The sequence below is a fragment of the Rhizobium sp. IBUN genome, from assembly GCF_000510625.1.
Taxonomy (GTDB): domain Bacteria; phylum Pseudomonadota; class Alphaproteobacteria; order Rhizobiales; family Rhizobiaceae; genus Rhizobium; species Rhizobium altiplani.
This window is the reverse complement of sequence record NZ_AZNV01000001.1, coordinates 73604-97720: the sequence shown is the minus strand read 5'-3', so window position 1 is coordinate 97720 and position 24117 is coordinate 73604. Positions and strand designations below refer to the sequence as shown.

Below are 24117 nucleotides of genomic sequence, written 5' to 3'. Positions count from 1 at the left end.
CCAAAAGGGAACCCTTTTGGCCGCAACTGCGTTTGCAAATCGGAAGAGCAGGAGAATTCCATGGCAATAGCGCGCGGGGCGACGATCGGCGCCAAGCAGAGTTCTGTGACGGTAGCGCCGGCGAAGCGCGATACGCGGTTGGACGTTCTGCGCGGGCTCGCGCTCATCACGATTTTCATCAATCATGTTCCCGGTCAGATTTTCGAGAACCTTACAACCAAGAATTTCGGCTTCTCGGATGCCGCCGAGGCGTTCGTTCTGATTTCAGGTATTGCCGTCGGCTTGGCCTATGGCACGCGGTTTGAGCCAAGCGCGTGGCTTCACACCGCAGTGAAGGCCACGAAGCGGGCGTTCACTCTTTACCTGGCTCACATGATAACGACGTTCATGACACTTGCCCTGTTCCTGACGGGTGCCTGGGTCTTCCACCGCCCCGGCCTTCTGTGCGAGATCAATATTCTTGCTGTCCTCACCAATCTGAAGGCTGGTATTCCCTCGCTCGTGCTGCTGGGACATCAGATCGGCTACAACAACATCCTCCCGATGTATGGGGCATTGATGCTGATGGTGCCAGTCATCCTTCTGCTCAACGCGGCAAGTCCTCTTCTCGCTTTGGCCGTCTCCGGCACCGTTTGGCTCTTTGCAGGCACCTACGAGATTGCGCCCCATAACATGCTGATTGAGGGCTATTGGTTCCTCAATCCACTGTCCTGGCAGTTCCTCTTCACGATCGGCATCGTCGGTATGATGCATGTCCGCAGCGGCGGCAAACTGCCGCAGCACCCGGTCCTCTTTGCCGCTGCCGCCGCTTACGTCGCATTGTCCTTCGCCTGGGTGGTCGGTCAACTCTGGAGCTTTGGGATTGCGTTGGCAGCGCTCGGTCTGCCGCCGGTGCTGACCGGTTTCGACAAGACGTTCCTGTCCCTGCCGAGGCTGTTGCACGTTCTGGCGCTGACGTATCTCGTCATCAATATTCCGGCAATCTCGCGCCTGCTTCGCCGGTCCGCAGACAATCCGCTGACCATTCTCGGCCGCCACTCGCTGAACATCTTTGTCGCCGGCACCATTCTGGCGATGGTTGGCCAGGTGGTGCTCTACATCAACAACCACGACCGGATCGTCGGCCCGGTCTTCGTTGTTATCGGCATCGCAATCCAGTTTGCCTACGCCTACCATCTTGAACGCAAGCGCATGCTCGAGACAGGCGGCCGAGACAGGTTGCCCAACCGAACGATGGTGCCGGTTCCTGTCCGCGTCGATCGTTCGCGGGATCGGCGCTAGACGGCGGTGGCATCAGGCTGCTGGAAGATCGCAAGTCCGCCGCCACCAGCCGCATCTGATCGCAAAAACCTTGACTCCTGTGGAAAACCTTCTAAGAGCAACGGCGGAAAAGGAATATCCATGGTTCGCGACGAACACGCCATTGCTGCATGCAATGACCGGGCACAAGGTGCCGGGATGGATATTGCCGTTCCGGTTTCTTCCAAAACCAAGGCCAAAACGACGACGAAAACCGTCTGACGTCTCTGGCCTGCCGCTCTCTCCCCGGCCCGGCTGGGGACAAGGAAGCCGCGATATTTGCGCGCTTTCCCCCTCACCGGACAAGAGGAGAGAAGAGAAAGAGAGCTTGAGAAATGGGTTTTAAAGTTGCAGTTGCGGGAGCGACCGGGAATGTTGGCCGGGAAATGCTCAATATCCTCTCCGAGCGCGGTTTTCCTGCCGATGAAGTCGTAGCGCTTGCGTCCGCACGCTCGCAGGGCACCGAAGTGTCCTACGGCGACAAGACGCTGAAGGTCGCCAACCTCGACAACTACGATTTCTCCGATACTGACATCTGCCTGATGTCGGCCGGCGGCGAAGTTTCCAAGAAGTGGTCGCCCAAGATCGGCGCCCAGGGTTGCGTTGTCATCGACAACTCCTCGGCGTGGCGTTACGACGCCGATGTGCCGCTGATCGTTCCGGAAGTGAACCCGGACGCTGTTACCCAGTTCAGCAAGCGAAACATTATCGCAAACCCCAACTGCTCGACTGCGCAGCTTGTCGTCGCTCTCAAGCCGCTGCACGACTTCGCCAAGATCAAGCGCGTCGTCGTTTCGACCTACCAGTCCGTTTCCGGCGCTGGCAAGGACGGTATGGACGAGCTATTCAACCAGACGCGCGCCGTCTTCGTCGCGGATCCGATCGAGAACAAGAAGTTCACGAAGCGTATTGCCTTCAACGTCATCCCGCACATCGACGTCTTCATGGAAGACGGCTACACGAAGGAAGAGTGGAAGGTTCTCGCCGAGACCAAGAAGATGCTCGACCCGAAGATCAAGGTGACCTGCACGGCAGTTCGCGTTCCAGTCTTCATCGGCCACTCTGAATCGGTCAACATCGAATTCGAAAGCGAGATCACGGCCGATCAGGCACGCGACATTCTGCGCGAAGCTCCCGGCTGCCTCGTCATCGACAAGCACGAGAACGGTGGTTACATCACGCCTTACGAATCGGCTGGCGAAGACGCGACCTATATCTCGCGCATCCGCGAGGACGCGACGGTCGAGAACGGTCTGAATATGTGGGTGGTTTCCGACAACCTCCGCAAGGGTGCCGCTCTGAACGCGATCCAGATCGCCGAGTTGCTTGTCAATCGCGGACTTGTGAAGCCGCGCAAGCAGGCAGCTTGAACCAATTGTTAACTATGGTTTGTTAAGCCCGGCTAAATAAGGTAAGGGCTTTTCTTGGCGCGGGTTTGTCGTTTCGGCTTCCCGCGCTTGCCAAATCAAAGACGGTGACAATATTGCCGAAAGCGGGCCGCTGGCCCGGTTTGAAGGCCAGTCAGATCGGGATATCTCCATGCGCATGACGAAATTTTTGCTGGCAGCTGCCGCCGCCTGCATGCTCCACGCAGTTCCTGCAGCCGCCTCGGCCGCCCAGTGCGGCAACAACGGCGCCGGCTTCAACGCTTGGGTGGACGAGTTCAAGCAAGAAGCCGTTGCAAACGGTGTCAGCCCCTCGGTTCTGGATCGCGCCTTCGCAAACGTCTCCTACAACAGGCCGACCATTGCCGCCGACCGTGGCCAGAAGAGCTTCAAGCTTTCCTTTGATGCATTCATGCAGAAGCGCGGTGGTGCCGCGATCATCTCACGCGGCAAGAGCATGAAGCGCTCCAATGCAGCCCTTTTTGCATCGATCGAGCGTCGCTTCGGTGTTCCTGCCGGCCCGTTGATCGCGATTTGGGGCATGGAAACCGGATTCGGCAGCTACATGGGCAACCAGCATACGCTGTCGGCCGTCTCCACGCTCGCGTATGACTGCCGTCGCTCCGACTATTTCACCGACCAGCTTTATGCAGCGCTGCAGCTGGTCTCTGAGGGTTATCTCAATACCCAGGCGCGCGGCGCAGCGCATGGCGAAATCGGCCAGACGCAGTTCCTGCCGCGCAATGTCGTGCGCTTCGGCGCCGATGGCGACGGCGACGGCCGCGTCGATATGGTCGGTTCTCGCGCTGACGCGCTCGCCTCGACTGCCAACTTCCTGAAGGGCCATGGCTGGCAGGCCGGTGCGGGTTATCAGCCGGGCGAGCCCAACTTCGCGGCCATCGCCGGCTGGAACGCGGCGACGGTCTACCAGCAGGCGATCGCCTACATTGGCCAGCAGATCGACGGAAATTGAGAACAGCTTAGCGTAAGCCAAAAGCGCCGAACCGAGTTCGGCGCTTTTTTGTTTTGGACTTAGACGTCCGGGCGAATGAAGTCGCGAGTTTCGGAATCCATCACCCAGAGTTCGCCGGTCGAGATGTCGAACCAGGCACCGTGAAGCGCGATCTTGCCTTCCTCCTCCAATGCCTTGATGTTCGGGAAGGTCCTGAGATTCTCAATGGAGTTGCGGATCGATACGCGCTCGAGAGCGGTCTGACGCTCAGAAGGCGTCATGACATCGTTGGCGCCGATCTGCTCTGCCGCAGGCTTCACGAGCGACATCCAGCGTCCAATAAAGTCACCGGGTGACAGGGGTTCTGCACTTGGATCGAGAGCGGCCCTGATGCCCCCACAGCGCCCGTGACCCATGACAACGATATCTGCAACCTTCAGAGCCTGAACCGCAAATTCCAGCGCAGCCGAGGTGGCATGGAAATGGCCGTCCGGCTCGTAGGGCGGCACCATATTGGCCACGTTGCGGATGACGAACAGTTCGCCGGGACCGGCATCGAAGATCAGCTCGGGGGCTGCGCGCGAATCCGAACAGGCGACCACCAGCGTACTTGGGTTTTGGCCGTGCTCGGCCAGCGCTTTATAGCGATCGCGGGCGTCCGTGTAACGCCCGTTCATAAAGTTGCGGTAACCGTCGAGAAGGGTGTTTGGAAAACGCTGCATGATCTTCGATTACAGCTTGCGCCCGGCAAGATCAATATCGCACTGCAAGATAGGAAGCGTCGTTAGCCCTTGCGCCTTTGGGCCGGATGCATCAAGCGCCGCATCTGGACCATCGCCATCGGCGATGCCAGGCTCGATGAGTCGCTTGCCAGCGTCAATTCATCGCTGCCCCGCTTCACGGCGCGGGCAAGCACCTCGTAGACGCTTGCCGTTGCAAGCTGAAGCGCCTTCTCGTCCTCCATGCCGGAAAGAAGTCGCGACAGAAACAGCGCGGCAAGAAGATCTCCGAGACCATTCGGCGGCTTGTCGATAAGGCGGTGTTCCGCCAGCAGCGCGTGACGGCCCGAGAGATAGAGGTTCCCCGTGCCACCGGCCATCATCGGCACCGCTGACGTCACCAGCATACGGGAGGGCCCCAGCGACAGGGCGGCGTCCATAATCGCCGTATTGTCCTCCAGCGGGGCGCCTGCAAGCCAGGCCAGTTCGTATCGATTGGGCGTCGCTAGCGACGCCAGTGGGATCAGATAATCTCTGATCGCCTCTGCCGTTGTCTGTGGTACGTAGAGACCGCCCAGATCCCCCATGACCGGATCGCAGACATAGAGCAGGTCCGGCTTGCGCTCTCGCAAAGCCGTTACGAGCCGGGCAACCGAGCGTGCCTGCGCGGCATTGCCGAAATAGCCGGAAAGAACCGCCTTCACCTCGCCGATCCAGGGCGCGCGAATGAGATCGTCGATGGCCGCCTCAAAATCGCTTTCGGTGAACGTTAGTCGCGTCGACCGACCGTGACCGGGATGCCACGGAAGCACGATCGTCGGCAGCGCCCAGACCTGATGACCAAGCGTCTCTAGTGCAAAGACCGCTGCACGATTTCCGACGGAGCCGCGCACAACGTGGCTGGAGATAACGATGACAGTTCCTGCGGCATTTTCCGACATGATGCTCGACTCGGCTTCCAATGAGTGTTGATCCCCTTTTTGCGGCTTCACTGTCAACTGCCCTTCATGCAGGCATGCCAACGTCGCCCCTCAAGAATTTCCACATACTCACGGCGAACCAAAAATCTTTCGAAAATTTGCGTCCCGGCGGCTAAAAACGCATGAAAGCTGCCTCGGGATGCCGTCTTTTAGAGATTCTTTCGTCAAATCTTCTGCTAACTTGCGCCAAATCGAGGAGATGAGGAGTATCTGCGATGGCTGGCCGAAACAATCCGAAGCGCGAAAAACAACTGGAGAGCGCGACCAAGATCGCGGCGGCAACAGGGGAAGCCTACCTCAATCCCGAGTTCCTGTTCGGCCGTGCCAGCGGCGACGACCTGGAACGCTACACACCGGAGATGCTGGCACTCTCGGCCATCCATTCCACCAAGGAACTCGCGGCCTGGGGCAGCAATTCAGCTCGGATCACCATCGAGACCATCGCCGATGTGGAGCCCGACGGCGTTGCCGTATCCGTTCTCACGGTCACCGACCACAACATGCCGTTCCTGTATGAATCGGTAATGGGCGAAGTCACCAGCAGCTATCGCGACCTCTACATGGCCGTGCACCCGATCCTGGTGATGGAGGACGGCAAAGCGCCGGAACTTTACTCCGCCGATCTCCCGAGCGAGCCAGCCAATCGCGTCAGCCATATCCAGCTGCACCTTGCCCCTTTAACGACCGCGCAGGCCGCAGACCTCATCAAGCGGATAAAGACGGTGGTCGAGCAGGTGCGCGTGACGGTTTCCGACTGGAGGCCGATGCTGGACAAGCTCGGAACCGTGATCGATGAACTTTCCGCTTACAATGCCAGCCGCCGGAAAGCGGAACGGGATGAAGCGCTTGCCTTCCTGACGTGGCTGCGCGACGCGAACTTCACCTTCCTCGGAATGCGCGAATATGTCTATTCCGGCAAGGGCGCGAGCGCGAAGGTTGAGCGCGACAAGGGCACCGGCCTCGGTATTCTTTCGAACCCCGACGTCCTCGTTCTGCGCACCGGCAAGGACGCCGTTACGACCACGCCTGAAATTCTGGCTTTCCTCGATGGTCCGGATTTCCTGATCGTCACCAAGGCCAACGTCAAGTCGATTGTCCATCGCCGCGCCTATATGGACTATGTCGGTGTCAAGCGCTTCGATGCCAACGGGAATGTGACCGGCGAGTTGCGCATCGTCGGTCTCTTCACCTCGACCGCCTACACGTCGCTCGCCAGCGATATCCCGTTGCTCCGCTCCAAGATCGAACGAGTGAAGGAACATTTCGGCTTTGACCCCATGAGCCACTCCGGCCGCATGTTGGACAACACGCTGGAATCCTATCCGCGCGACGACCTCTTCCAGATCGATACGACGCTTCTGGCGAGTTTTGCCGAACAGATCAATGATCTCGCCGATCGGCCGCGCGTGCGGGCGCTGCCGCGCATCGATCACTTCGATCGTTTCGTTTCCGTGATCGTCTATGTGCCGCGCGAAGAATACGATTCGATCGTGCGTGAGAAGATCGGAGCCTATCTGAAGACCGTCTATGACGGCCGTGTCTCGGCCTACTACCCGGCCTTCCCTGAAGGCGGCGTTGCGCGCGTCCATTTCATCATCGGCCGGTCCGGGGGCAAAACCCCACGCGTGCCACAGGGAAAGCTGGAGGAGGCCATCCGCGCGATCACCGCGCGCTGGGATGACCGCTTCGAGGCGCTTGCCGGACCGAAGGCGCCGCGCCTGCAGGTAAGCCATGCCTTCCAGGATCTCTTCCCGCCGGAAGAGACCTACTATGATCTCGAGGACATCGCCGCCTGCGCGGCTGGCGAACCCATCCGTATTGCGTTCTACACGCGGGAAAAGGATGGGATCGAACTGCTGTGCCTGAAGATTTTCCATTCCGGCGGCCAGCTCGCTTTGTCCCGCCGCGTGCCATTGCTTGAAAACCTCGGCTTTAATGTCATCAGCGAAGGAACATTCGATATTGATGTCACCCTGCCAGGCGGCTCGGAAAAGCTGGTCGTGCTGCACGACATGGAGCTCGAGGCCCGAGGCGGTATCGAGATCGACCTTCACCGCCACGGAGCAACCTTGGAAGAAGCCTTCCTTGCAGCGTTCGGCGGGCTGATTGACAATGACAACTTCAACCGCCTGATCGTATCGGCGGGTCTGACCGCACGCGAAACCAGCGTTCTTCGCGCCTACGCACGCTATCTGCGCCAGGCCGGCATCCCTTATTCGCTCGACTATATTGCAACGACGCTCGATAAATACCCGGCAATCGCGGCGATGATCTTCCGGCTGTTCCACGACACGCTTGATCCCAAGATCACCGACAAGGCGCGGATGAAGAAGGCAAGCGAACAGCACGAAAAGATCGAAGCAGCACTCTCCGACGTGCCGAGCCTCGATGACGATCGGATCCTGCGGCGCTACGTCAACGTCGTGGACGCAACCCTGAGAACCAACTACTTCCAGCGCAATCCGGACGGCTCCCCGAAAGCGATGCTGGCCTTCAAGCTTGATCCCAATCTGGTCGACGGGTTGCCGGAACCCCGACCATTCCGCGAGATGTTCGTCTATGGCGTCGAAGTCGAGGGCGTGCACCTGCGCTTCGGCAAGGTGGCGCGTGGTGGCTTGCGTTGGTCCGATCGTGCGGAAGACTATCGCACCGAAGTCCTCGGGCTCGTGAAGGCACAGCAGGTCAAGAATGCCGTTATCGTGCCAGTCGGTGCAAAGGGCGGCTTCTATCCGAAGAAGCTCCCGATCGGGGGCAACCGGGATGAGATCTTCAACGCCGGCCGCGAAGCCTACAAAACCTATATCCGCACGCTGTTGTCGATCACCGACAACATCAGTGGCGCCGATATCGTGCCGCCGAAGGACACGGTAAGGCTTGACGGCGACGATCCCTATTTTGTCGTGGCCGCCGACAAGGGGACGGCCACATTCTCGGATACCGCCAATGCGCTCGCCCAGGAGGCCGGCTTCTGGCTGGACGATGCCTTCGCCTCGGGTGGCTCGGCTGGCTACGATCACAAGAAGATGGGCATCACCGCCCGTGGTGCTTGGGAAACCGTGAAGCGCCACTTCCGCGAAATGGACATCGACATCCAGACCACGCCGTTCACCGTTGCGGGCGTCGGCGACATGTCCGGCGATGTGTTCGGCAACGGCATGTTGCTGTCGCCAAAAATCCGGCTGGTCGCCGCTTTCGACCATCGTGATATTTTCATCGACCCCGACCCGAATATGGAAAAGACGCTTACCGAGCGCCGGCGGCTTTTCAATCTGGCCCGATCGAGCTGGCAGGATTTCGACAAGGGGGTCCTTTCGAAAGGCGGCATGGTCATTTCGCGATCGGCGAAGTCCGTGACGCTGACGCCGGAAGCGGTAGCCGCAATCGGTATAGACAAGGCCGTTGCGACGCCTTTCGAAATCATAACGGCCATTCTGAAGAGCCCCGTCGATTTGCTGTGGTTCGGCGGTATCGGCACCTACGTCAAAGCGCCGTCTGAAACAGACGCCGAGGTCGGCGATCGCGCCAATGACCCCATTCGTGTCGCGGCGGAAGACGTGCGCGCCAAGGTGATCGGCGAGGGCGCGAATCTTGGCGTCACGCAGAAGGGACGTATCGCCTATGGCCTGAGAGGCGGGCGCTGCAATTCCGACGCAATCGACAATTCGGCCGGCGTCAACACGTCGGACGTCGAGGTCAACATCAAGATCGCTCTTGCCGCGGCAATGCACGATAACCGTCTCACACGGGCGAAGCGCGACCAGCTGCTGTCGTCCATGACCGACGAGGTCGGCAAGCTTGTGCTCCGGAACAACTATCTGCAGTCTCTGGCGATTTCGCTGACCGAGCGTAAGGGTACAGCCAACGGGCTGGAACTTGCCCGGCTCATGACGGTGCTCGAAGGCGCCAAGCAATTGAACCGCAAGGTCGAGACGCTACCCGACGACACCGTCCTTGCTGAGCGCTATGCAGCAGGCAAGCCTCTGACGAGACCCGAGATTGGTGTTCTGCTTTCCTATGCCAAGATCGTCTTGTTTGACGCTCTGGCCGCTAGTGATTTGCCTGATGATCCCTATTTCGCTGCGACGCTTTCCAACTACTTCCCCGCAAAAATGCGCAAGACGAACGCGTCCGATATCAACGCCCATCGTCTGAAACGGGAGATCATTGCCACGGTGCTCGCCAACGAGGCCATTAACCGCGGCGGCCCCGGCTTCGCCGTTAGCATGATGGATGCCACGGCGGCATCCGCGCCGGAGGTCGTTCGGGCGGCAATCATTGCCCGTGATGGCTTCGATCTCGGACGCCTTTGGACGGACACGGATGCGTTGGACGGCAAGATCGGCGGCCAGATGCAGAACCGCATCTACGAAGAGATCAGCCACACCTTCACCGTCCTGACGCGCCTCCTTCTGAAGACACAGATGGCCAAGGGCGATATCGCCACCACTATTGAGAGGCTTCAGGCAGCCCTCAAGAAGCTCAAGCCGATATTCGCCAACCAGACAGTGCCCGAGCTTGAGGCACGTCAGCAGGAGTATCGCGAGGCTGGGGTGCCGGATAAGCTGGCCGCCGAGATTTCGGGGCTGCTTGGCTTTGCGCTGGTACCCGAGATCATGCAGATCGCCGAACGCACGGGCGAACCGCTGGCGCGTGCCGCGGAAAGCTATTTCGCCGTCTCCCAGACATTCCGGATCGGACGGTTGCTCGCCGCCGGATCTCGCATCGTCACGGCCGACCACTACGAAAATCTGGCGTTGGCGCGCAGCATCGACCAGATCGCAAGCGCGAGACGCGATATCGTGATTTCGGCACTTGCTAACCATGGGAAGGACAAGCTTCCGGTCCAGGCTTGGCACGCCGGCGATCGCATCAGGATCAACCGGATTGCCGAGGAATTGTCTGGGTTGAGTGACAGCGGCGATCCGAACCTTGCCCGGATCACGGTTGCCGCAGGCCTGTTGACTGACCTTGCGCGAGACGGAACGAGGTGAGAGAGTTCCGCTCGGAATCAGGAGCGGACTGTGAATCGCATCGACTGGACGGGAACTCAGCCGGCTAGGGCATCGGAGAAGGGCATCTGGGGCTGGATGCTCTTCGACTGGGCAGCTCAGCCGTTCTTCACTGTTGTAACGACCTTCATTTTCGGCCCTTACTTCGTGTCCCGGCTGACGGCCGATCCGGTCTCTGCCCAGACGATGTGGAGCAACATGGCGACGATCTCCTCGGTGATCATTGCCATCTTGTCGCCTGTCCTCGGGTCGATCGCGGATCAATCCGGCGCGCGAAAGCCGTGGATCGCCTTCTTCGCCGTCATCAAGATTGCGAGTCTCTTCGGTCTCTGGTTCGCCGCACCCGGTTCGCCTCTGATCTACCCCATGACATTCATGATCCTGGCTTCGGTCGCCGCTGAGTTCTCGATCGTCTTCAACGATTCCATGATGCCGCGGCTCGTCGGCAAGGAAGAGGTCGGCAAACTGTCGAATACGGCCTGGGGCCTCGGTTATCTCGGGGGCATGATCGTCCTGATCGCGGTCGTGGTCCTGCTTGCGGGAAGCCCCCAATCAGGGAAGACAATTCTTGGTCTTGAGCCCTTGTTCGGCCTCGATCCGTACAAGGGCGAGGATGCCCGCATCACTGGGCCGATTTCGGCCATCTGGTACCTGATCTTTATTCTTCCGATGTTCTTTTTCACGCCTGATGTCAGCAAGGGCCTTCCGTTTGGCGCCGCTGTGCGCACCGGCCTTGCGGAGCTGAAAAGCACGCTTGGCGAACTCAAGCGTCGTCGTGGCATCGTTCGTTTCCTGATCGCCCGCATGATCTATCAGGACGGCGTCAACGGACTGCTGATACTCGGTGGTGCCTTTGCTGCCGGAATGTTTGGATGGGCAACGGTCGAGATCGGGATCTATGGGATCATACTCAACGTCGTTGCGATCTTCGGCTGCATCATTGCAGGCAGGGTCGATCGGCGGATCGGCTCCAAATCGACGATCGTCATCAGTCTGGCAATGCTCTTGCTTGCCACCATCGGCATTGTGTCGACATGGCCGGGATACACGCTCTTTGGCTTGCTTGCGCTGCCAACCGCAGATTCCGGCGGCCTCTTCGGTACGGCAGCGGAGAAGGCATACGTTGCCTATGGTCTGCTGGTCGGCCTTGCCTTCGGTCCGGTCCAGGCGTCGTCGCGCTCCTACCTCGCACGAAGCGTGAGCCTGAACGAGGCCGGTCGCTACTTTGGCATTTATGCGCTTTCGGGGCGCGCCACGAGCTTCATGGCAACGCTGTTTTTTTCCATCGTGACCTTCACGACTGGCTCGTCGCGGCTTGGAATGGCAACCCTGGTGCTCTTCCTGGCAGCGGGACTGATCCTGCTTGTCCGTACGCCCTATCCCGCGGACAGGGCGTAACGGCAAAGGCCACCGGTCAGTGGCGGAAGTGCCGCATACCGGTGAAGACCATCGCGACATTGTGCTCGTTGGCAGCGTCGATCACTTCCTGGTCGCGCATCGACCCGCCCGGTTGGATAACAGCCGTCGCGCCGGCTGCGATCATCGACAGCAAGCCATCGGCGAAGGGCAGGAATGCCTCAGAGGCAACAGCCGAACCGCGCGTCAACGGCTCTGCGAGACCGAGCGCTTTGGCCGCCTCCTCGGCCTTCAGGCCAGCAATACGTGCAGAATCGACGCGGCTCATCTGGCCCGCGCCGATGCCAGCCGTCTGGCCGTCCTTCGCATAGACCACGGCGTTCGACTTGACGTGCTTGGCAACCTTGAAGGCAAATTTCATGTCTTCGAGTTCCTGATGGGTCGGCGCCCGCTTGGTAACCACCTTCAGCTCCAGATCCTCGACCATGCCGTTGTCTCGGCTCTGCACGAGCAGTCCGCCGGAGACGGTTTTCGCCGTCAGGCCTGAAGACCGCGGATCCGGCAGGCCGCCTGCGGTCAGAAGCCGGAGGTTTGCCTTGCGCGCAACGATGGCTTTCGCCTCTTCGGTCACGTCGGGCGCGATGATGACTTCGGTAAAGAGCTTGATGATCTCCTCGGCGGTTTGAGCGTCGAGCGTCTGGTTGAGCGCGATGATCCCCCCGAAAGCAGAAACGGAATCGCAGGCAAGCGCGCGCTTGTAGGCGTCGAGCAGGTTGGAACCCGTCGCCACGCCGCAGGGATTAGCGTGCTTGATGATCGCGCAGGCCGCCGACTTCTCCGGCAGGAACTCGGCAACGAGTTCATAGGCCGCATCGGTGTCGTTGATGTTGTTGTAGGAGAGCTGCTTGCCCTGAAGCAGTGACGCCGTGGCAACGCCGGGGCGGTGCTCGCCGGTCACATAGAACGCCGCCTTCTGGTGCGGATTCTCGCCATACCGCATCTCTTCCTTGAGCACACCGCCGATGACGCGATGGCGCGGGGTGTCGATCGAAAGAGCCTCGGCAAACCAGTTGGAGATCATGGCGTCGTAAGCGGCGGTCCGGGCGAAGGCCTTGGCGGCCAACCGCTGGCGGAACGCATAAGCGGTCTGTCCGGCGTCCGAGGCAAGCTGCTCGAGCAGTTCTGGATAGTCCGCCGGATCGGTCAGGATCGTCACGTAAGCGTGGTTCTTGGCCGATGCGCGGATCATCGCAGGACCGCCAATGTCGATGTTTTCGACGGTCGTCGGATAGTCGCCGCCGGCGGCGCGGACATCCTCGAACGGATAAAGATTGATGACCACGAGGTCGATGCCCTCGATACCGTGCGCCTTCATCGCCGCTTGATGATCAGCATCGTCACGGATAGCAAGCAGGCCGCCATGCACCTTGGGATGCAAGGTCTTGACGCGACCATCCATGATCTCCGGAAAACCTGTGACATCGGAAACGTCGGTCACCGCGAGCCCGGCCGCTGCAATTGCCTTGTGAGTGCCACCAGTTGAGAGAAGGCGGACGCCCTTGTCGGCAAGCGCGCGTGCGAGTTCGACGATACCGGTCTTGTCGGATACGGAAAGCAACGCGGTCTTGATGCTGACTTTGTCGGGTGCAGGGATTTTCTTGGAAACAACGGCCATGAGGCTTCTCCGTTTGGTCTTCAGGAGATATCCGGCGAGGGATAAGCGGATGATGGGGCCGCGTTAGCACAGCTTTGCGCCCGCGGAAACAGCCGCTAGCTCTTGCGCGATAAAAACCAGCGTATTTCCGGCCTGTCGGGGTAGGAGAGGCCGATCTCGATCTGGTCAGATCCGCAAATGCCCGAGGCGTCGGCAAAGAAGACGTCCTCGCCGATCAGCACTTCGTTGCCAGGCGAGGAGAACAGCCATGTTTCTCCGTCGGGCGCCGTCATCATGATCGACTCTTTGTCGATTTGCTTCAGGTTGATGGAGGGGTGGGCGTGAAAGCGCGCCACGGCCCGCACTGCCTCTTCGACCTTGCCCTCCGGCGCGAGCAGCCGATCACAGCCGGTCACGATCAGCCCTGTGGCGTTCAGGGTCAGCTCGCGCTCATGCAGGACGCCAAAGGCATTGAGGTAGCCGTCGTGGCTCGACTTGATGACGTCGCGACCGTCATCGGCGAGCGCGCGATCGACATTCACGGTCTCCACGCCGTCTGTAATCACATTCGCAATGAAGTCGGACGGAGCGAAGCGGCTGGATGAGGTGTCGTTGACGGTCACCGTGGTATGCGCGGCAGTCGTTCGGGCAATCTGCACATAACGCCGGCCGGCAAATTTCGGCGATCCGGAATTGACAATAAAGCGATGGCGTCCAGACGACATCTCGAATGACAGGCAACCGGCATGGGCCGTGCGGGACAGACTTCCGGTGGGCGGCAATCCGGTATCGGCAATGACTACCGTTTTACCCGCTGCCAGCCGCTGATAGCGCGAATGCGGCATCGCCTTGAAGGGATCTCCCGCCGTCTCGTCATACCTCAGCAAGGACATTAGCTCTGTCGCAAGGGTCGACGTCGCGCCGTTGAAAAGGGCGAGATCGCCATCCTGATGCCTGAAGAAGCGCAGGGCTGGGTACATGCGGTCGATGCCCGAGATCAACTTCTGCGGCAGGTCATGGCCGAGATTGACGTAGGTTTGCCGCAGCGGGAGGAGATCAAGGAGCAGTTCCAGCCCTACCCGGGGATTGCGTGAGACATGGCCGCCGTCAGGCAGGATCTGGCTGTCGAACTCCTGATCCAAAGCTTCGGCAGCGCGCCGCAGCGCGCCTGCGCGCGTCGGCATTGCAATCGAGGCCATCGCAAGGGCAATCCGCAGCCGAAAGCGAACCTCCCCCGGCGGCGCGTACTTGGCCATTCGCCGCAGGAACCGGACCTGAAAGGCAAGCGACCGCAAGAAGCGGCGATAGAAGCCGCGGTCGGCATTGTGAAGAACCACAGGCGAATGCGAGAGCCAGGAAATAACGCGCTGCGCCGTCACATCGATTTCCCAGGCGATGCCCTCGATGCGGCCGCCATGAAGCGACAGCCAGTCGTTGACAATGGAGCGGGCAACGCTCGAGTGAAGGTCGCTTTTCTTGGTCCGCATATGGCGAAGCCAACCGAAGCCATGAAGCCGCAGTGCGAAGGAACGGGACGGAAGGCTGAAATTGAAGGGCGACTTGCCACCGGTTTCGAGAAGCCGCCCGGCAAGCGGGAAGCGACCGTTCAAAATCTCTTCAGCGACATGCGGATCAACCGCACGCAGATCGGTGGGGGCCACAATCAGGCGCTCGGGGGCGTGGGTCGTGTGGCGGAAGAGACGCAACCGCATGATTGCTCCGCGGCACAGCGTGCGCCGCCAAGCCTCTCTCACATAAAGAGTCGAGAACCCGGACCACATGTTTATTGTCTATTGACCCGCGTCGTTAAGAATAAGTGAACAAGCCCGGAATCCGTGACACTTGCGTATCAAATTATGACAGGTGCTCAACTATGCCAGTTGCCCTGCGATCAGGCAACACGGCGCATCACGACAGCGTAGAAACCGTCAAGACCGCCCGCAAAACCAGCGGGAACCTCCAGCATGTCTGGTGTCGTGCGGAATTCGCCAAGCGCGCTGATTGCTGCTTCGAGCCCGGGCCAGCGCTCAGGATCAACGGCCGCTCGCTCGACTGAAGGCGTATCCGAAAGGACGCGAGCCACGACGTCTTCGCCTTCGGCGGGATCAAGGGAACAATTGGAAAAGACGATCGTGCCATCCGGCTTCAGCAAAGTGATCGCATGGCGCAGCAGCCGCTCCTGAAGCGCAGCAAGCTTCGCTATATCTTCCGGCCCCTTGGCCCAGAGAACATCCGGATGCCGGCGCGTCGTTCCCGTCGATGAGCAGGGCGCATCCAGCAGGATCGCATCGAACAGCTCTGCAGGCTCATATTTCGTCAGGTCGCTGGCGACTGTCTCGGCTTTCAGTCCAAGCCGATCGAGGTTCGCGCGCAAACGCTTGATGCGGTTTTCAGACTGCTCAACCGCAGTAACGTCACCACCGGCGAGAACCAGCTGGGCAGTCTTTCCGCCGGGCGCCGCACATAGATCGGCAACTCGCTTTCCTGTCAAATCACCAAAGAGCTGAGCTGGGATGCTGGCGGCCGCGTCCTGGACCCACCAGGCGCCCTCCGAAAATCCCTCGAGTGAGGGGATGCTGCCCTCGAAGGCAGCCAGACGCACACCACCCGTCGGCAGCGCGAAACCACCCAAACGTTCCGCCCAGCGCTGCGCATCAGCTTTGACGGTAAGATCGATCGCTGCCGGCTCGAGCTGCGATTCAGATATCGATTGCGCCCTTTCCTTGCCGTAAGCCTTTTCGAGCCTTTGAAGAAACCATTCCGGCATCACCGGAATGGTCGCGATCTCAGCAAGGATTTGGTCCTTCTCGCGTCCAAGTCGGCGCAGAACGGCGTTCACCAGCTTTGCAAAGCGACGATTGCGCGGGTCCTGATTTGATTGCTCGACTGCCAGGTCGACCGCAGCATGATCCGGAACATCAAGGTAGAGGATCTGCGCCGCGGCAATCGCAAGAACATGGTGCAGCGCTCGCGCACCTTCGGGAAGCGGCGATTCGAGCAGGCGGGAGATCGCGGCGTCGATGCGCGGCAAATGCCGAAGCGTTGTATTCAGAATGGCGCGGACGAGGGCGCGGTCACCCTCGTTGAGCGCCTTATAGGCCGGATTGCCGTGTTCATTGTCCAAGGCGCCGTCAAGCGAAAGCTTACGGTCCACGACCGCTGCCAGGATCTTTGCGGCGGCGGCACGAACCTGGAATCCGGGCTTTGCCGGACCAGCCACAACGCCCGGATTGGACGACTTTGGTTTTCGAAATGGTTTTTTCTTGCCGTCTGAATTCAAGACCACGGACCTTTCGGCGGTTGTGAACCACCGCGATCAAGACCGGTATTCGGAACCGAGCGCGATTTGCGCATCGGATTAGCAGCGCGCGCCGGCGCCGTCGAGCCATTCATGCCGCCGCGCGCCATTTCCTGCAGCGCCGCAATCCGGTTTTCCGTGTTCGGGTGCGTTGAGAACAGGTTGTCCACGCCAGCACCGGTCAGCGGATTGATGATGAACATGTGGGCAGTTGCCGGGTTTCGCTCGGCATCGTAATTCGGCACGTGCGAGGCGCTACGTGCAATCTTGCCCAGTGCCGAAGCCAGCCACAGAGGATTGCCGCAGATTTCCGCGCCTCGGCGGTCGGCGGAATATTCGCGCGTCCGGCTGATGGCCATCTGAACCATCATCGCGGCAAGCGGCGCGACGATCATCGCCAGCAATACCCCGATGAAACCCAGGGGATTGTTGTTGTTTCCCCGGTTGCCGCCGAAGAAGAAAGCAAAATTGCCCAGCATCGAGATTGCACCGGCGAGGGTCGCCGTAATCGTCATCGTCAGGGTGTCGCGATTTTGCACGTGAGCCAACTCATGGGCCATGACGCCTGCGACCTCTTCCGGCGTCAGTGCGCTCAGCAAGCCGGTGGACGCGGCAACGGCAGCGTTCTCGGGATTGCGACCAGTCGCGAAGGCATTTGGCTGTGGACTGTCGTAGAGGTAGACCTTCGGCATCGGCAGGCCGGCATTGCGCGCCAGATCCCTGACGATCGCGAAGAACTCGGGCGCATTGCGCTCGTCAACCTCCTGCGCGCGATAGGCCGACAGCACCATGCGGTCCGAATTCCAGTAGGAAAAGAAGTTCATCCCAGCGGCGATCACGAACGCGATCATCATGCCGCTCCGCCCGCCGATCAGAAAGCCGACGGCCATGAACAACGCGGTCATGAAGGCAAGCAACATGGCTGTACGGACGAGGTTCATTGCTATCTCCAAAATACCCCTAAGCGGGCCGCGCAAAACCGGAGGGTTTCAATTGAGGCGCCGGCGCTCTATGATTTGGTCATTCACCAGCCATTTTCAATATATTTCGGGCGGAATCGCGTGATGCAGGCAGCGGACAACGACAACAATGAAACCCTGGCGACTGAAGCCGCCGAGGCGCCACGCAAGCTGCTCTCGCCAGCCGCCAAGCGTGCGCTCGCCGAGGCCGAAGAGCGGCGCCGAAACGAAAAGCCGGTAGAAATGCCATCAGAGATAGGTGGCCGCGGCGGCGCTGATCCTTCCCGCTTTGGAGACTGGGAAATCAACGGCAGGGCCATCGATTTCTAAGTAAATATTCCTATTGACTTTCGCTCGTGGAATTTATTCCTTTCATGAGAGAGATTGCTTCGTTTGTTGCGATGACCCTTCTTGTGACTGCGGTAAACGCCGCGGCGCGCGACGAAATTGAAGGGCCAGTATCAGCCGAAATCCTGAGAGTGATCGATGGAGACACACTGCTGGTCGAAGCGCGCCCTTGGCCGCAGCAGACAATGGAAGTCTATGTCCGTATTCGCGGGATCGACGCGCCCGAGATGCACTCGAGCTGCGCTGACGTAAGGCGCGCGGGAATCGACGCCCGTCACGCCCTGGAAAGCCTTACATCCGGATCCTCCGAGATCCAGCTTACGTAGATCGCAGGCGACAAGTATTTCGGTCGCATCCTCGCAGATGTAACCCTTTCGGATGGCAGGAATCCGGCTCAGGACCTCTTGGAGGAAGGGATTATCCAGGCCTATAACGGCGGCCGAAAGCCACGAGAAACCTGCCCGTAGAGAATTGAAGCCGCCCCGATCGCTCGGAGCGGCTTTTGCTTAGGCAGTCGCCTTGTTCTGGCGGTTCGCGATCAGGTCGTCGACAACCGCCGGATCGGCAAGCGTCGAGGTGTCGCCCAGAGAGCCGAAGTCGTCCTCGGCGATTTTGCGCAGGATGCGGCGCATGATCTTGCCGGAGCGGGTCTTCGGAAGACCCGGTGCAAACTGGATCTTGTCAGGTGCAGCGATTGGGCCAATCTCGCCGCGAACATGCTTGACGAGCTGTTGGCGCAGATCATCCGAACCCTCATTGCCGGCCATCAGGGTGACGTAGCAATAAATGCCCTGACCCTTGATCGGGTGCGGATAGCCGACGACAGCAGCCTCCGAGACAAGATTATGCGAAACGAGTGCGGACTCGACCTCGGCGGTACCCAGGCGGTGGCCCGAAACGTTCAGCACGTCGTCAACGCGACCGGTGATCCAGTAGTAGCCGTCCTCATCCCGTCGGCAGCCATCGCCGGTGAAATACTTGCCCTTGTAGGTCGAGAAGTACGTCTGGATGAAGCGCTCGTGGTCGCCATAGACGGTACGCATCTGCCCCGGCCAGCTGTCGGTAATGCAGAGGTTTCCGTCGGCGGCACCCTCAAGCACATTGCCTTCGTTGTCGACCAGCTGCGGTTTCACGCCGAAGAACGGCGTCGTCGCCGAACCTGGCTTCAGATCGGTCGCGCCCGGCAGCGGCGTGATCATGTGGCCGCCGGTTTCCGTCTGCCACCAGGTATCGATGACGGGGCAGCGCTTGCCGCCGACAACATTGTAGTACCATTCCCACGCTTCCGGATTGATCGGCTCGCCAACCGTTCCGAGCAGGCGCAGGCTGGAGCGCGACGAGCGGGTGACGAAGTGGTCGCCGGCACCCATCAGCGACCGGATCGCCGTCGGTGCCGTGTAGAAGATGTTGACCTTGTGCTTGTCGATGACTTCCCAGAATCGGCCCTGATCCGGAAAATTCGGCACGCCTTCGAACATTAGCGTCGTCGCGCAGTTCGCAAGCGGACCGTAAACGATGTAGGAGTGTCCGGTAACCCAGCCAACGTCGGCGGTGCACCAATAGATATCGCCCGGATGGTAGTCGAAGACATACTCGTGGGTCATTGCCGCATAGACGAGATAGCCGCCGGTCGTATGCAGCACACCCTTCGGCTTTCCGGTAGACCCCGAGGTGTAGAGGATGAACAGCGGATCCTCCGCCTTCATCTTCACCGGCGGGCACTCCGGTTTAACCGTGGCGATTTCCTGATGGTACCAGAGGTCGCGACCCGGTGCCCAGCCGGTCTTGCCGCCTGTACGCCGTACGACGAGAACCTTGTCGACGATGACATGCTGACGGGCGGCAATGTGAATTGCCGTGTCTGTATTGTCCTTCAGCGGCACCGGCTTGCCGCCGCGCACCCCTTCATCGCAGGTAACCACGAAGGTGGATTCGCAATCGACGATACGGCCGGCCAGAGCCTCCGGAGAAAACCCTCCGAACACCACCGAATGGACCGCACCAATGCGCGCGCAGGCGAGCATTGCATAGGCAGCCTCGGGTATCATCGGCATATAGATGGTAACACGATCGCCCTTCTTGACGCCATGCTTCTTCATGACGTTCGCCATGCGACAAACATGCTCGTAGAGTTCGTTATAGGTGATCTTCTTGTCGACGTAGGGATTGTCGCCCTCGAAGATGATCGCCGTCTGATTGCCGTTCGTCTTCAGGTGCCGGTCGATACAGTTGTACGAAACGTTCGTCTGCCCGTCCTCGAACCACTTGATCGAGACTCGGCCAGTGAAAGACGTGTTTTTGACCTTCGTGTAGGGTTTGAACCAATCGATCCGCTTGCCATGTTTACCCCAGAACTTGTCGGGGTTCTCGACGCTTTCCTCGTACCATTGCTCGTACTTGGCCTTATCGATAAGCGCATGGTTCTTCACCGGCTTTTGCACCGGGTAGATCTTTTCGGACATGGAACTCCTCCTCACTCGGGCACCGGGCGACCAAAAAGCGAAGCAGCCCGGACTGGCTATAGGCATTCATAGCAGGTCACATCTGCCCGGCAATTAGACAAAGGTCATTTCATTCGTGATCAATTGCAATTCTGCATCACTGCGGTTATATAGCGGCATATTTCCCGGACATAGTGGTGACAATCCACGGACCGCGACACCGGCGCGGACGACAGAAGGACTATATCCATGGCTCAACAATTGCTCATGCCGAAGGCGACTGCCATCTGGCTCGTCGACAACACAGCCCTGTCATTCGACCAGATCGCACAGTTCTGCAGACTGCATCCGCTCGAAGTGAAGGCAATTGCCGATGGCGAAGCCGCACAGGGCATCAAAGGTCTCGATCCGATCGCAACGGGTCAGCTTTCGCGCGATGAAATCGCCCGCGCCGAAAAGAACCCTGCGCACAAGCTGAAGCTCTCGGAACCGAAGGTTCGCGTGCCAGAATCCAAGCGCCGCGGCCCGCGCTACACGCCGGTTTCTAAGCGCCAGGATCGGCCGAACGCCATTCTGTGGCTGGTGCGCAATCATCCGGAACTGAAAGACGCGCAGATTTCCCGCCTCGTCGGCACCACGAAGTCGACAATCGAACAGATTCGCGAGCGTACGCACTGGAATTCGGCTAACCTCGCGCCGATGGATCCGGTGACACTCGGTCTTTGCAGTCAGATCGATCTAGACATGGAAGTCGAAAAGGCGGCAAAGGGACGCCCGCTGCCGACAGCGGCCGAACTCGGAGCGACCTTGGAGTCGGCGCATGAAACCGAGCGCCTGACCCGCCATGAGCGCGAAGAGGAGAAGGAAATCGATGCCGATGCCGTCTTCGCAAAGCTCAAGTCGCTGAAATCCTCTCCGAAGGATGAGGACGAAGACGACCAGTATTGATTGCCTACGGTGATCGATCCACAAGGCCCTGCGTAAGCGGGGCCTTTTCTTTTTGTACCTACATCGGCAGCGAACCATATCCACGCTTGCGCAGGGCTTCGGCTATCTCCTCAAGAATGGTGGGGTCGTCGATCGTCGCCGGCATTTTCCAAGGCACGCCGTCGGCGATTTTCTGCATCGTGCCGCGCAAGATCTTGCCGGAGCGCGTCTTGGGGAGGCGCTCGACGGTTATCGCCGTCTTGAACGAAGCGACCGGGCCAATCGCATCGCGGATCAGCTGTACGACCTCCGATTCAATGGCCGATGTTTCCCGTGAAACATTCTTCTTCAGAACGAGAAAGCCGCAGGGGACCTGACCCTTCACCTGATCGGCAATTCCAACCACCGCGCATTCGGCAACATCCGGATGCGTGGCACAAACCTCCTCCATCGCTCCTGTCGACAGCCGATGGCCCGCACAGTTGATGATGTCGTCGGTGCGCGACATGATGAAGAGATAGCCATCCTCGTCGATATAGCCGGCATCCGCCGTTTTATAGTAACCGGGAAATTCAGCCAGATAGGCTGTGTGGAAACGCTCGTCGGCGTTCCACAGCGTGGGCAGGCAGCCAGGCGGCAGGGGGAGTTCGACAACGATATTGCCGAGCGTCCCCGGCTCAACCGCGTGGCCGGCATCATCAAGAACATGAATGCTGTAGCCCGGCATCGGCATGGAAGGGGAGCCATGCTTCACCGGCAGAGCTTCGAGGCCGAGCGGATTTGCCACCATCGGCCATCCAGTCTCCGTTTGCCACCAATGATCGATCACGGGAACATCAAGCATGCGCTCGGCCCACTTCAGCGTTTCGGGATCTGCGCGCTCTCCCGCAAGGAACAGGGCACGGAAATTCGGCATCGGATAGGCCTTGAGACGAACCCCATCGCTATCCTCCCGTCGAATGGCACGGAAAGCGGTAGGCGCCGTAAAGAGAACGCGGACATCGTGCTCTGAAGCGATGCGCCAGAAGACGCCGGCATCCGGTGTACCAACTGGCTTTCCTTCGAATATCACGCTGGTCGCGCCTGCCAGCAGCGGTGCATAAACGATGTAGGAATGGCCGACGACCCACCCGATGTCGGAAGCCGCCCAGAACACTTCGCCCTGCTTGATGCCGAAGATATTTGCCATCGACCAATTGAGGGCGACCATGTGACCGCCATTGTCGCGCACGACCCCTTTCGGCTGGCCCGTCGTGCCTGAGGTGTAGAGAATGTAGAGTTCGTCCGTCGCACTGACGGGAATGCACTCAACTGTCACACCACGATTTCTCGCGACAGTAGTGTCGAAATCCTCGTCGCGACCGGCTGTGAGATCAGCTGCAAGCTGCGGCCTCTGCAAGACAAGGCAGTGGGCCGGCTTCGACTTCGAAATGGCAATCGCCTGATCGACCAAGGGCTTGTAGGGCACGATCCGTCCCGGCTCGAGCCCGCTACTTGCCGTGATGATGAGCTTCGCCCCCGAATCGTCGATACGGGCCGCGAGCTCATTTGCCGCAAAGCCACCGAACACGACGGAATGGACCGCGCCGATGCGCGCGCAGGCAAGCATTGAGAAAACTGCCTGCGGGACCATCGGCATATAGATGATGACGCGGTCACCCTTTGCGATTCCACGTTGCCGGAGCGTTGCTGCAATGGCACTGACTTCAGCAAGGACGTCACCATAGCTAAACACAGCCTTGGTGCCGCTAATCGGGCTATCGTAGATAAAGGCGGTATCGTCACCACGGCCCGCTAGAACGTGCCGATCGAGACAATTGTAGCAGGTATTGGTTTCGCCCCCGGCAAACCAGCGGCCGTATGGACCACCTTCTCGCGAAAAGGTCTGCGCCGGCGGTTTGAACCAGTTGATTTCTGCCGCCGCCTCGCGCCAAAAAGCCTCCGGATCGTCCTTCCACCTGGAATAGGTCTGGCGATAGCTTCCCTGCATCTGCTCCTCCCCAGGACACGCAAATTATCCTATCAATCTAGGAGAGGCATGGCAGGAGAGAAAGCCCGACGAAAGGAGCGTATCAGCGGGCACCGAAGATCGCGGAGCCAACGCGAACGCTGGTCGCGCCAAAGGCAATCGCGGTTTCGTAGTCGCCGGACATTCCCATCGAGAGTTTCTCGACGCCGCAAGCCTTGGCGAGCCTGGCAAGCAACGCGAAATGCGGACCCGGATTCTCGTCCGCCGGCGGAATACACATCAGGCCTTCAATGGCGAGGCCGAGTTCGTCGCGGCAAAGAGCGACAAACGCTACTGTATCATCAGGGGCGATTCCTGCCTTCTGCGGCTCAAGCCCGGTATTCACCTGAACATAGAGGCGAGGGGTCTTCGCCTGACGCTTCATTTCGTCGGCGAGCACAAGGGCGATCTTTTCCCGGTCGATGGTTTCGATGACATCGAACAGCGCGACTGCCTCGGCCGCCTTGTTCGACTGCAGAGGGCCGATGAGATGAAGTTCAATGCCTGACGTCTCGGATTTCAGTTCAGGCCACTTTCCCTGGCTTTCCTGAACCCTGTTTTCCCCGAAGATCCGTTGCCCGGCCTGAATTGCCGGGCGGATCGCGTCTGCGTCGAATGTCTTTGAAACGGCGACAAGCTGAACCGAACCGTCGGGCCGTTTCCCCTGCTGCTCGGCCGCGGAGATACGCGAGCGCACGTCGTTCAATCGCTCTTCAAGTTCCATCACTCGCCTCGACATGACTGCATGAGAAGATGGCAATGCACTAAACGCCCCGACTGTG

Annotated in this window: 18 protein-coding genes; 9 read left to right on the top strand and 9 right to left on the bottom strand. The window is 59.7% G+C overall.

All coding sequences use genetic code 11. The annotated features are described in order from the left end of the window. The first annotated feature begins 60 nt into the window (after positions 1-60). From opgC to RHIBUN_RS0100410, 4 genes are all read left to right on the top strand, one after another. Complete coding sequence (gene opgC / locus RHIBUN_RS0100425) at positions 61-1281, top strand: OpgC domain-containing protein (RefSeq protein WP_025657963.1); 1221 nt, start codon at positions 61-63, stop codon at positions 1279-1281. A 27-nt stretch (positions 1282-1308) separates the two neighbouring features. After that, entirely contained in the window at positions 1309-1521 is a 213-nt protein-coding gene (locus RHIBUN_RS0100420) for a hypothetical protein (protein ID WP_025657962.1), read from the top strand. Positions 1522-1634: 113 nt separating this feature from the next. Further along, a complete protein-coding gene (locus RHIBUN_RS0100415; RefSeq protein WP_025657961.1) occupies positions 1635-2669 on the top strand; it encodes an aspartate-semialdehyde dehydrogenase in 1035 nt (344 codons plus the stop codon). 169 nt (positions 2670-2838) lie between these two features. Then, positions 2839-3657: a lytic transglycosylase domain-containing protein gene (locus RHIBUN_RS0100410; RefSeq protein ID WP_025657960.1), complete on the top strand. Its 819-nt coding sequence runs from the start codon at positions 2839-2841 to the stop codon at positions 3655-3657. Positions 3658-3716: 59 nt separating this feature from the next. Here RHIBUN_RS0100410 and RHIBUN_RS0100405 read toward each other — a convergent pair whose 3' ends face one another. Beyond that, the gene (locus RHIBUN_RS0100405; protein ID WP_025657959.1) at positions 3717-4358 is read right to left on the bottom strand and encodes a carbonic anhydrase; all 642 of its coding nucleotides are present in this window, start codon (positions 4356-4358) and stop codon (positions 3717-3719) included. 62 nt (positions 4359-4420) lie between these two features. After that, positions 4421-5296, bottom strand: coding sequence for a pyridoxal kinase PdxY (gene pdxY / locus RHIBUN_RS0100400; RefSeq protein ID WP_025657958.1), 876 nt, complete (start codon positions 5294-5296; stop codon positions 4421-4423). A 254-nt stretch (positions 5297-5550) separates the two neighbouring features. Between pdxY and RHIBUN_RS0100395 the strand changes: the two genes are divergently transcribed. Both RHIBUN_RS0100395 and RHIBUN_RS0100390 read left to right on the top strand, forming a co-directional pair. Then, complete coding sequence (locus RHIBUN_RS0100395) at positions 5551-10326, top strand: NAD-glutamate dehydrogenase (protein WP_025657957.1); 4776 nt, start codon at positions 5551-5553, stop codon at positions 10324-10326. A gap of 30 nt (positions 10327-10356) precedes the next feature. Further along, positions 10357-11742, top strand: a complete 1386-nt coding sequence (locus RHIBUN_RS0100390; protein WP_025657956.1) for an MFS transporter — start codon at positions 10357-10359, stop codon at positions 11740-11742. Positions 11743-11758: 16 nt separating this feature from the next. On the opposite strand, the gene purH is transcribed toward RHIBUN_RS0100390, so the two are convergent. From purH to htpX, 4 genes are all read right to left on the bottom strand, one after another. Further along, positions 11759-13375, bottom strand: a complete 1617-nt coding sequence (gene purH, locus RHIBUN_RS0100385; protein ID WP_025657955.1) for a bifunctional phosphoribosylaminoimidazolecarboxamide formyltransferase/IMP cyclohydrolase — start codon at positions 13373-13375, stop codon at positions 11759-11761. Positions 13376-13470: 95 nt separating this feature from the next. After that, entirely contained in the window at positions 13471-15135 is a 1665-nt protein-coding gene (locus tag RHIBUN_RS0100380) for a heparinase II/III family protein (protein WP_025657954.1), read from the bottom strand. A gap of 110 nt (positions 15136-15245) precedes the next feature. After that, positions 15246-16634, bottom strand: coding sequence for an RsmB/NOP family class I SAM-dependent RNA methyltransferase (locus RHIBUN_RS0100375; protein WP_025657953.1), 1389 nt, complete (start codon positions 16632-16634; stop codon positions 15246-15248). Further along, a complete protein-coding gene (gene htpX, locus RHIBUN_RS0100370) occupies positions 16631-17593 on the bottom strand; it encodes a zinc metalloprotease HtpX (RefSeq protein WP_025657952.1) in 963 nt (320 codons plus the stop codon). The genes RHIBUN_RS0100375 and htpX overlap by 4 nt, the downstream gene beginning before the upstream one ends. Positions 17594-17716: 123 nt before the next feature. Here htpX and RHIBUN_RS0100365 point away from each other — a divergent pair, with 123 nt between their 5' ends. Together RHIBUN_RS0100365 and RHIBUN_RS32975 are read left to right on the top strand one after the other, a co-directional pair. Next, entirely contained in the window at positions 17717-17941 is a 225-nt protein-coding gene (locus RHIBUN_RS0100365; RefSeq protein ID WP_018116220.1) for a DUF1674 domain-containing protein, read from the top strand. Between the two features lie 44 nt (positions 17942-17985). After that, positions 17986-18285, top strand: coding sequence for a hypothetical protein (locus tag RHIBUN_RS32975; protein ID WP_245271614.1), 300 nt, complete (start codon positions 17986-17988; stop codon positions 18283-18285). 180 nt (positions 18286-18465) lie between these two features. Here RHIBUN_RS32975 and acs read toward each other — a convergent pair whose 3' ends face one another. Beyond that, positions 18466-20421 (bottom strand): acetate--CoA ligase, encoded by a 1956-nt coding sequence (gene acs / locus RHIBUN_RS0100355; RefSeq protein ID WP_025657951.1) that lies wholly within the window; start codon positions 20419-20421, stop codon positions 18466-18468. Positions 20422-20649: 228 nt separating this feature from the next. Here acs and RHIBUN_RS0100350 point away from each other — a divergent pair, with 228 nt between their 5' ends. Next, positions 20650-21348, top strand: a complete 699-nt coding sequence (locus tag RHIBUN_RS0100350) for a DUF1013 domain-containing protein (protein ID WP_018858939.1) — start codon at positions 20650-20652, stop codon at positions 21346-21348. Between the two features lie 58 nt (positions 21349-21406). Here the strand turns inward: RHIBUN_RS0100350 and RHIBUN_RS0100345 are convergent, their stop codons facing one another. Next, positions 21407-23317 carry a propionyl-CoA synthetase gene (locus RHIBUN_RS0100345; RefSeq protein ID WP_025657950.1) on the bottom strand — a complete coding sequence of 637 codons (1911 nt, stop codon included), beginning with the start codon at positions 23315-23317 and terminating at the stop codon, positions 21407-21409. A gap of 82 nt (positions 23318-23399) precedes the next feature. After that, a complete protein-coding gene (locus RHIBUN_RS0100340) occupies positions 23400-24059 on the bottom strand; it encodes a YggS family pyridoxal phosphate-dependent enzyme (RefSeq protein WP_025657949.1) in 660 nt (219 codons plus the stop codon). Positions 24060-24117: the final 58 nt, after the last annotated feature.

Bases quoted from the DNA above. Each gene is read 5' to 3' on its own strand.
- htpX (WP_025657952.1), bottom strand. From the start codon at position 17,593: ATGAACCTCGTCCGTACAGCCATGTTGCTTGCCTTCATGACCGCGTTG.
- RHIBUN_RS0100350 (WP_018858939.1), top strand. From the start codon at position 20,650: ATGGCTCAACAATTGCTCATGCCGAAGGCGACTGCCATCTGGCTCGTC.
- RHIBUN_RS0100345 (WP_025657950.1), bottom strand. From the start codon at position 23,317: ATGCAGGGAAGCTATCGCCAGACCTATTCCAGGTGGAAGGACGATCCG.
- RHIBUN_RS0100405 (WP_025657959.1), bottom strand. From the start codon at position 4,358: ATGCAGCGTTTTCCAAACACCCTTCTCGACGGTTACCGCAACTTTATG.
- RHIBUN_RS0100395 (WP_025657957.1), top strand. From the start codon at position 5,551: ATGGCTGGCCGAAACAATCCGAAGCGCGAAAAACAACTGGAGAGCGCG.
- RHIBUN_RS0100380 (WP_025657954.1), bottom strand. From the start codon at position 15,135: ATGTGGTCCGGGTTCTCGACTCTTTATGTGAGAGAGGCTTGGCGGCGC.
- pdxY (WP_025657958.1), bottom strand. From the start codon at position 5,296: ATGTCGGAAAATGCCGCAGGAACTGTCATCGTTATCTCCAGCCACGTT.
- RHIBUN_RS0100415 (WP_025657961.1), top strand. From the start codon at position 1,635: ATGGGTTTTAAAGTTGCAGTTGCGGGAGCGACCGGGAATGTTGGCCGG.
- purH (WP_025657955.1), bottom strand. From the start codon at position 13,375: ATGGCCGTTGTTTCCAAGAAAATCCCTGCACCCGACAAAGTCAGCATC.
- RHIBUN_RS0100365 (WP_018116220.1), top strand. From the start codon at position 17,717: ATGCAGGCAGCGGACAACGACAACAATGAAACCCTGGCGACTGAAGCC.
- RHIBUN_RS0100410 (WP_025657960.1), top strand. From the start codon at position 2,839: ATGCGCATGACGAAATTTTTGCTGGCAGCTGCCGCCGCCTGCATGCTC.
- opgC (WP_025657963.1), top strand. From the start codon at position 61: ATGGCAATAGCGCGCGGGGCGACGATCGGCGCCAAGCAGAGTTCTGTG.
- RHIBUN_RS0100340 (WP_025657949.1), bottom strand. From the start codon at position 24,059: ATGGAACTTGAAGAGCGATTGAACGACGTGCGCTCGCGTATCTCCGCG.
- RHIBUN_RS32975 (WP_245271614.1), top strand. From the start codon at position 17,986: ATGAGAGAGATTGCTTCGTTTGTTGCGATGACCCTTCTTGTGACTGCG.
- acs (WP_025657951.1), bottom strand. From the start codon at position 20,421: ATGTCCGAAAAGATCTACCCGGTGCAAAAGCCGGTGAAGAACCATGCG.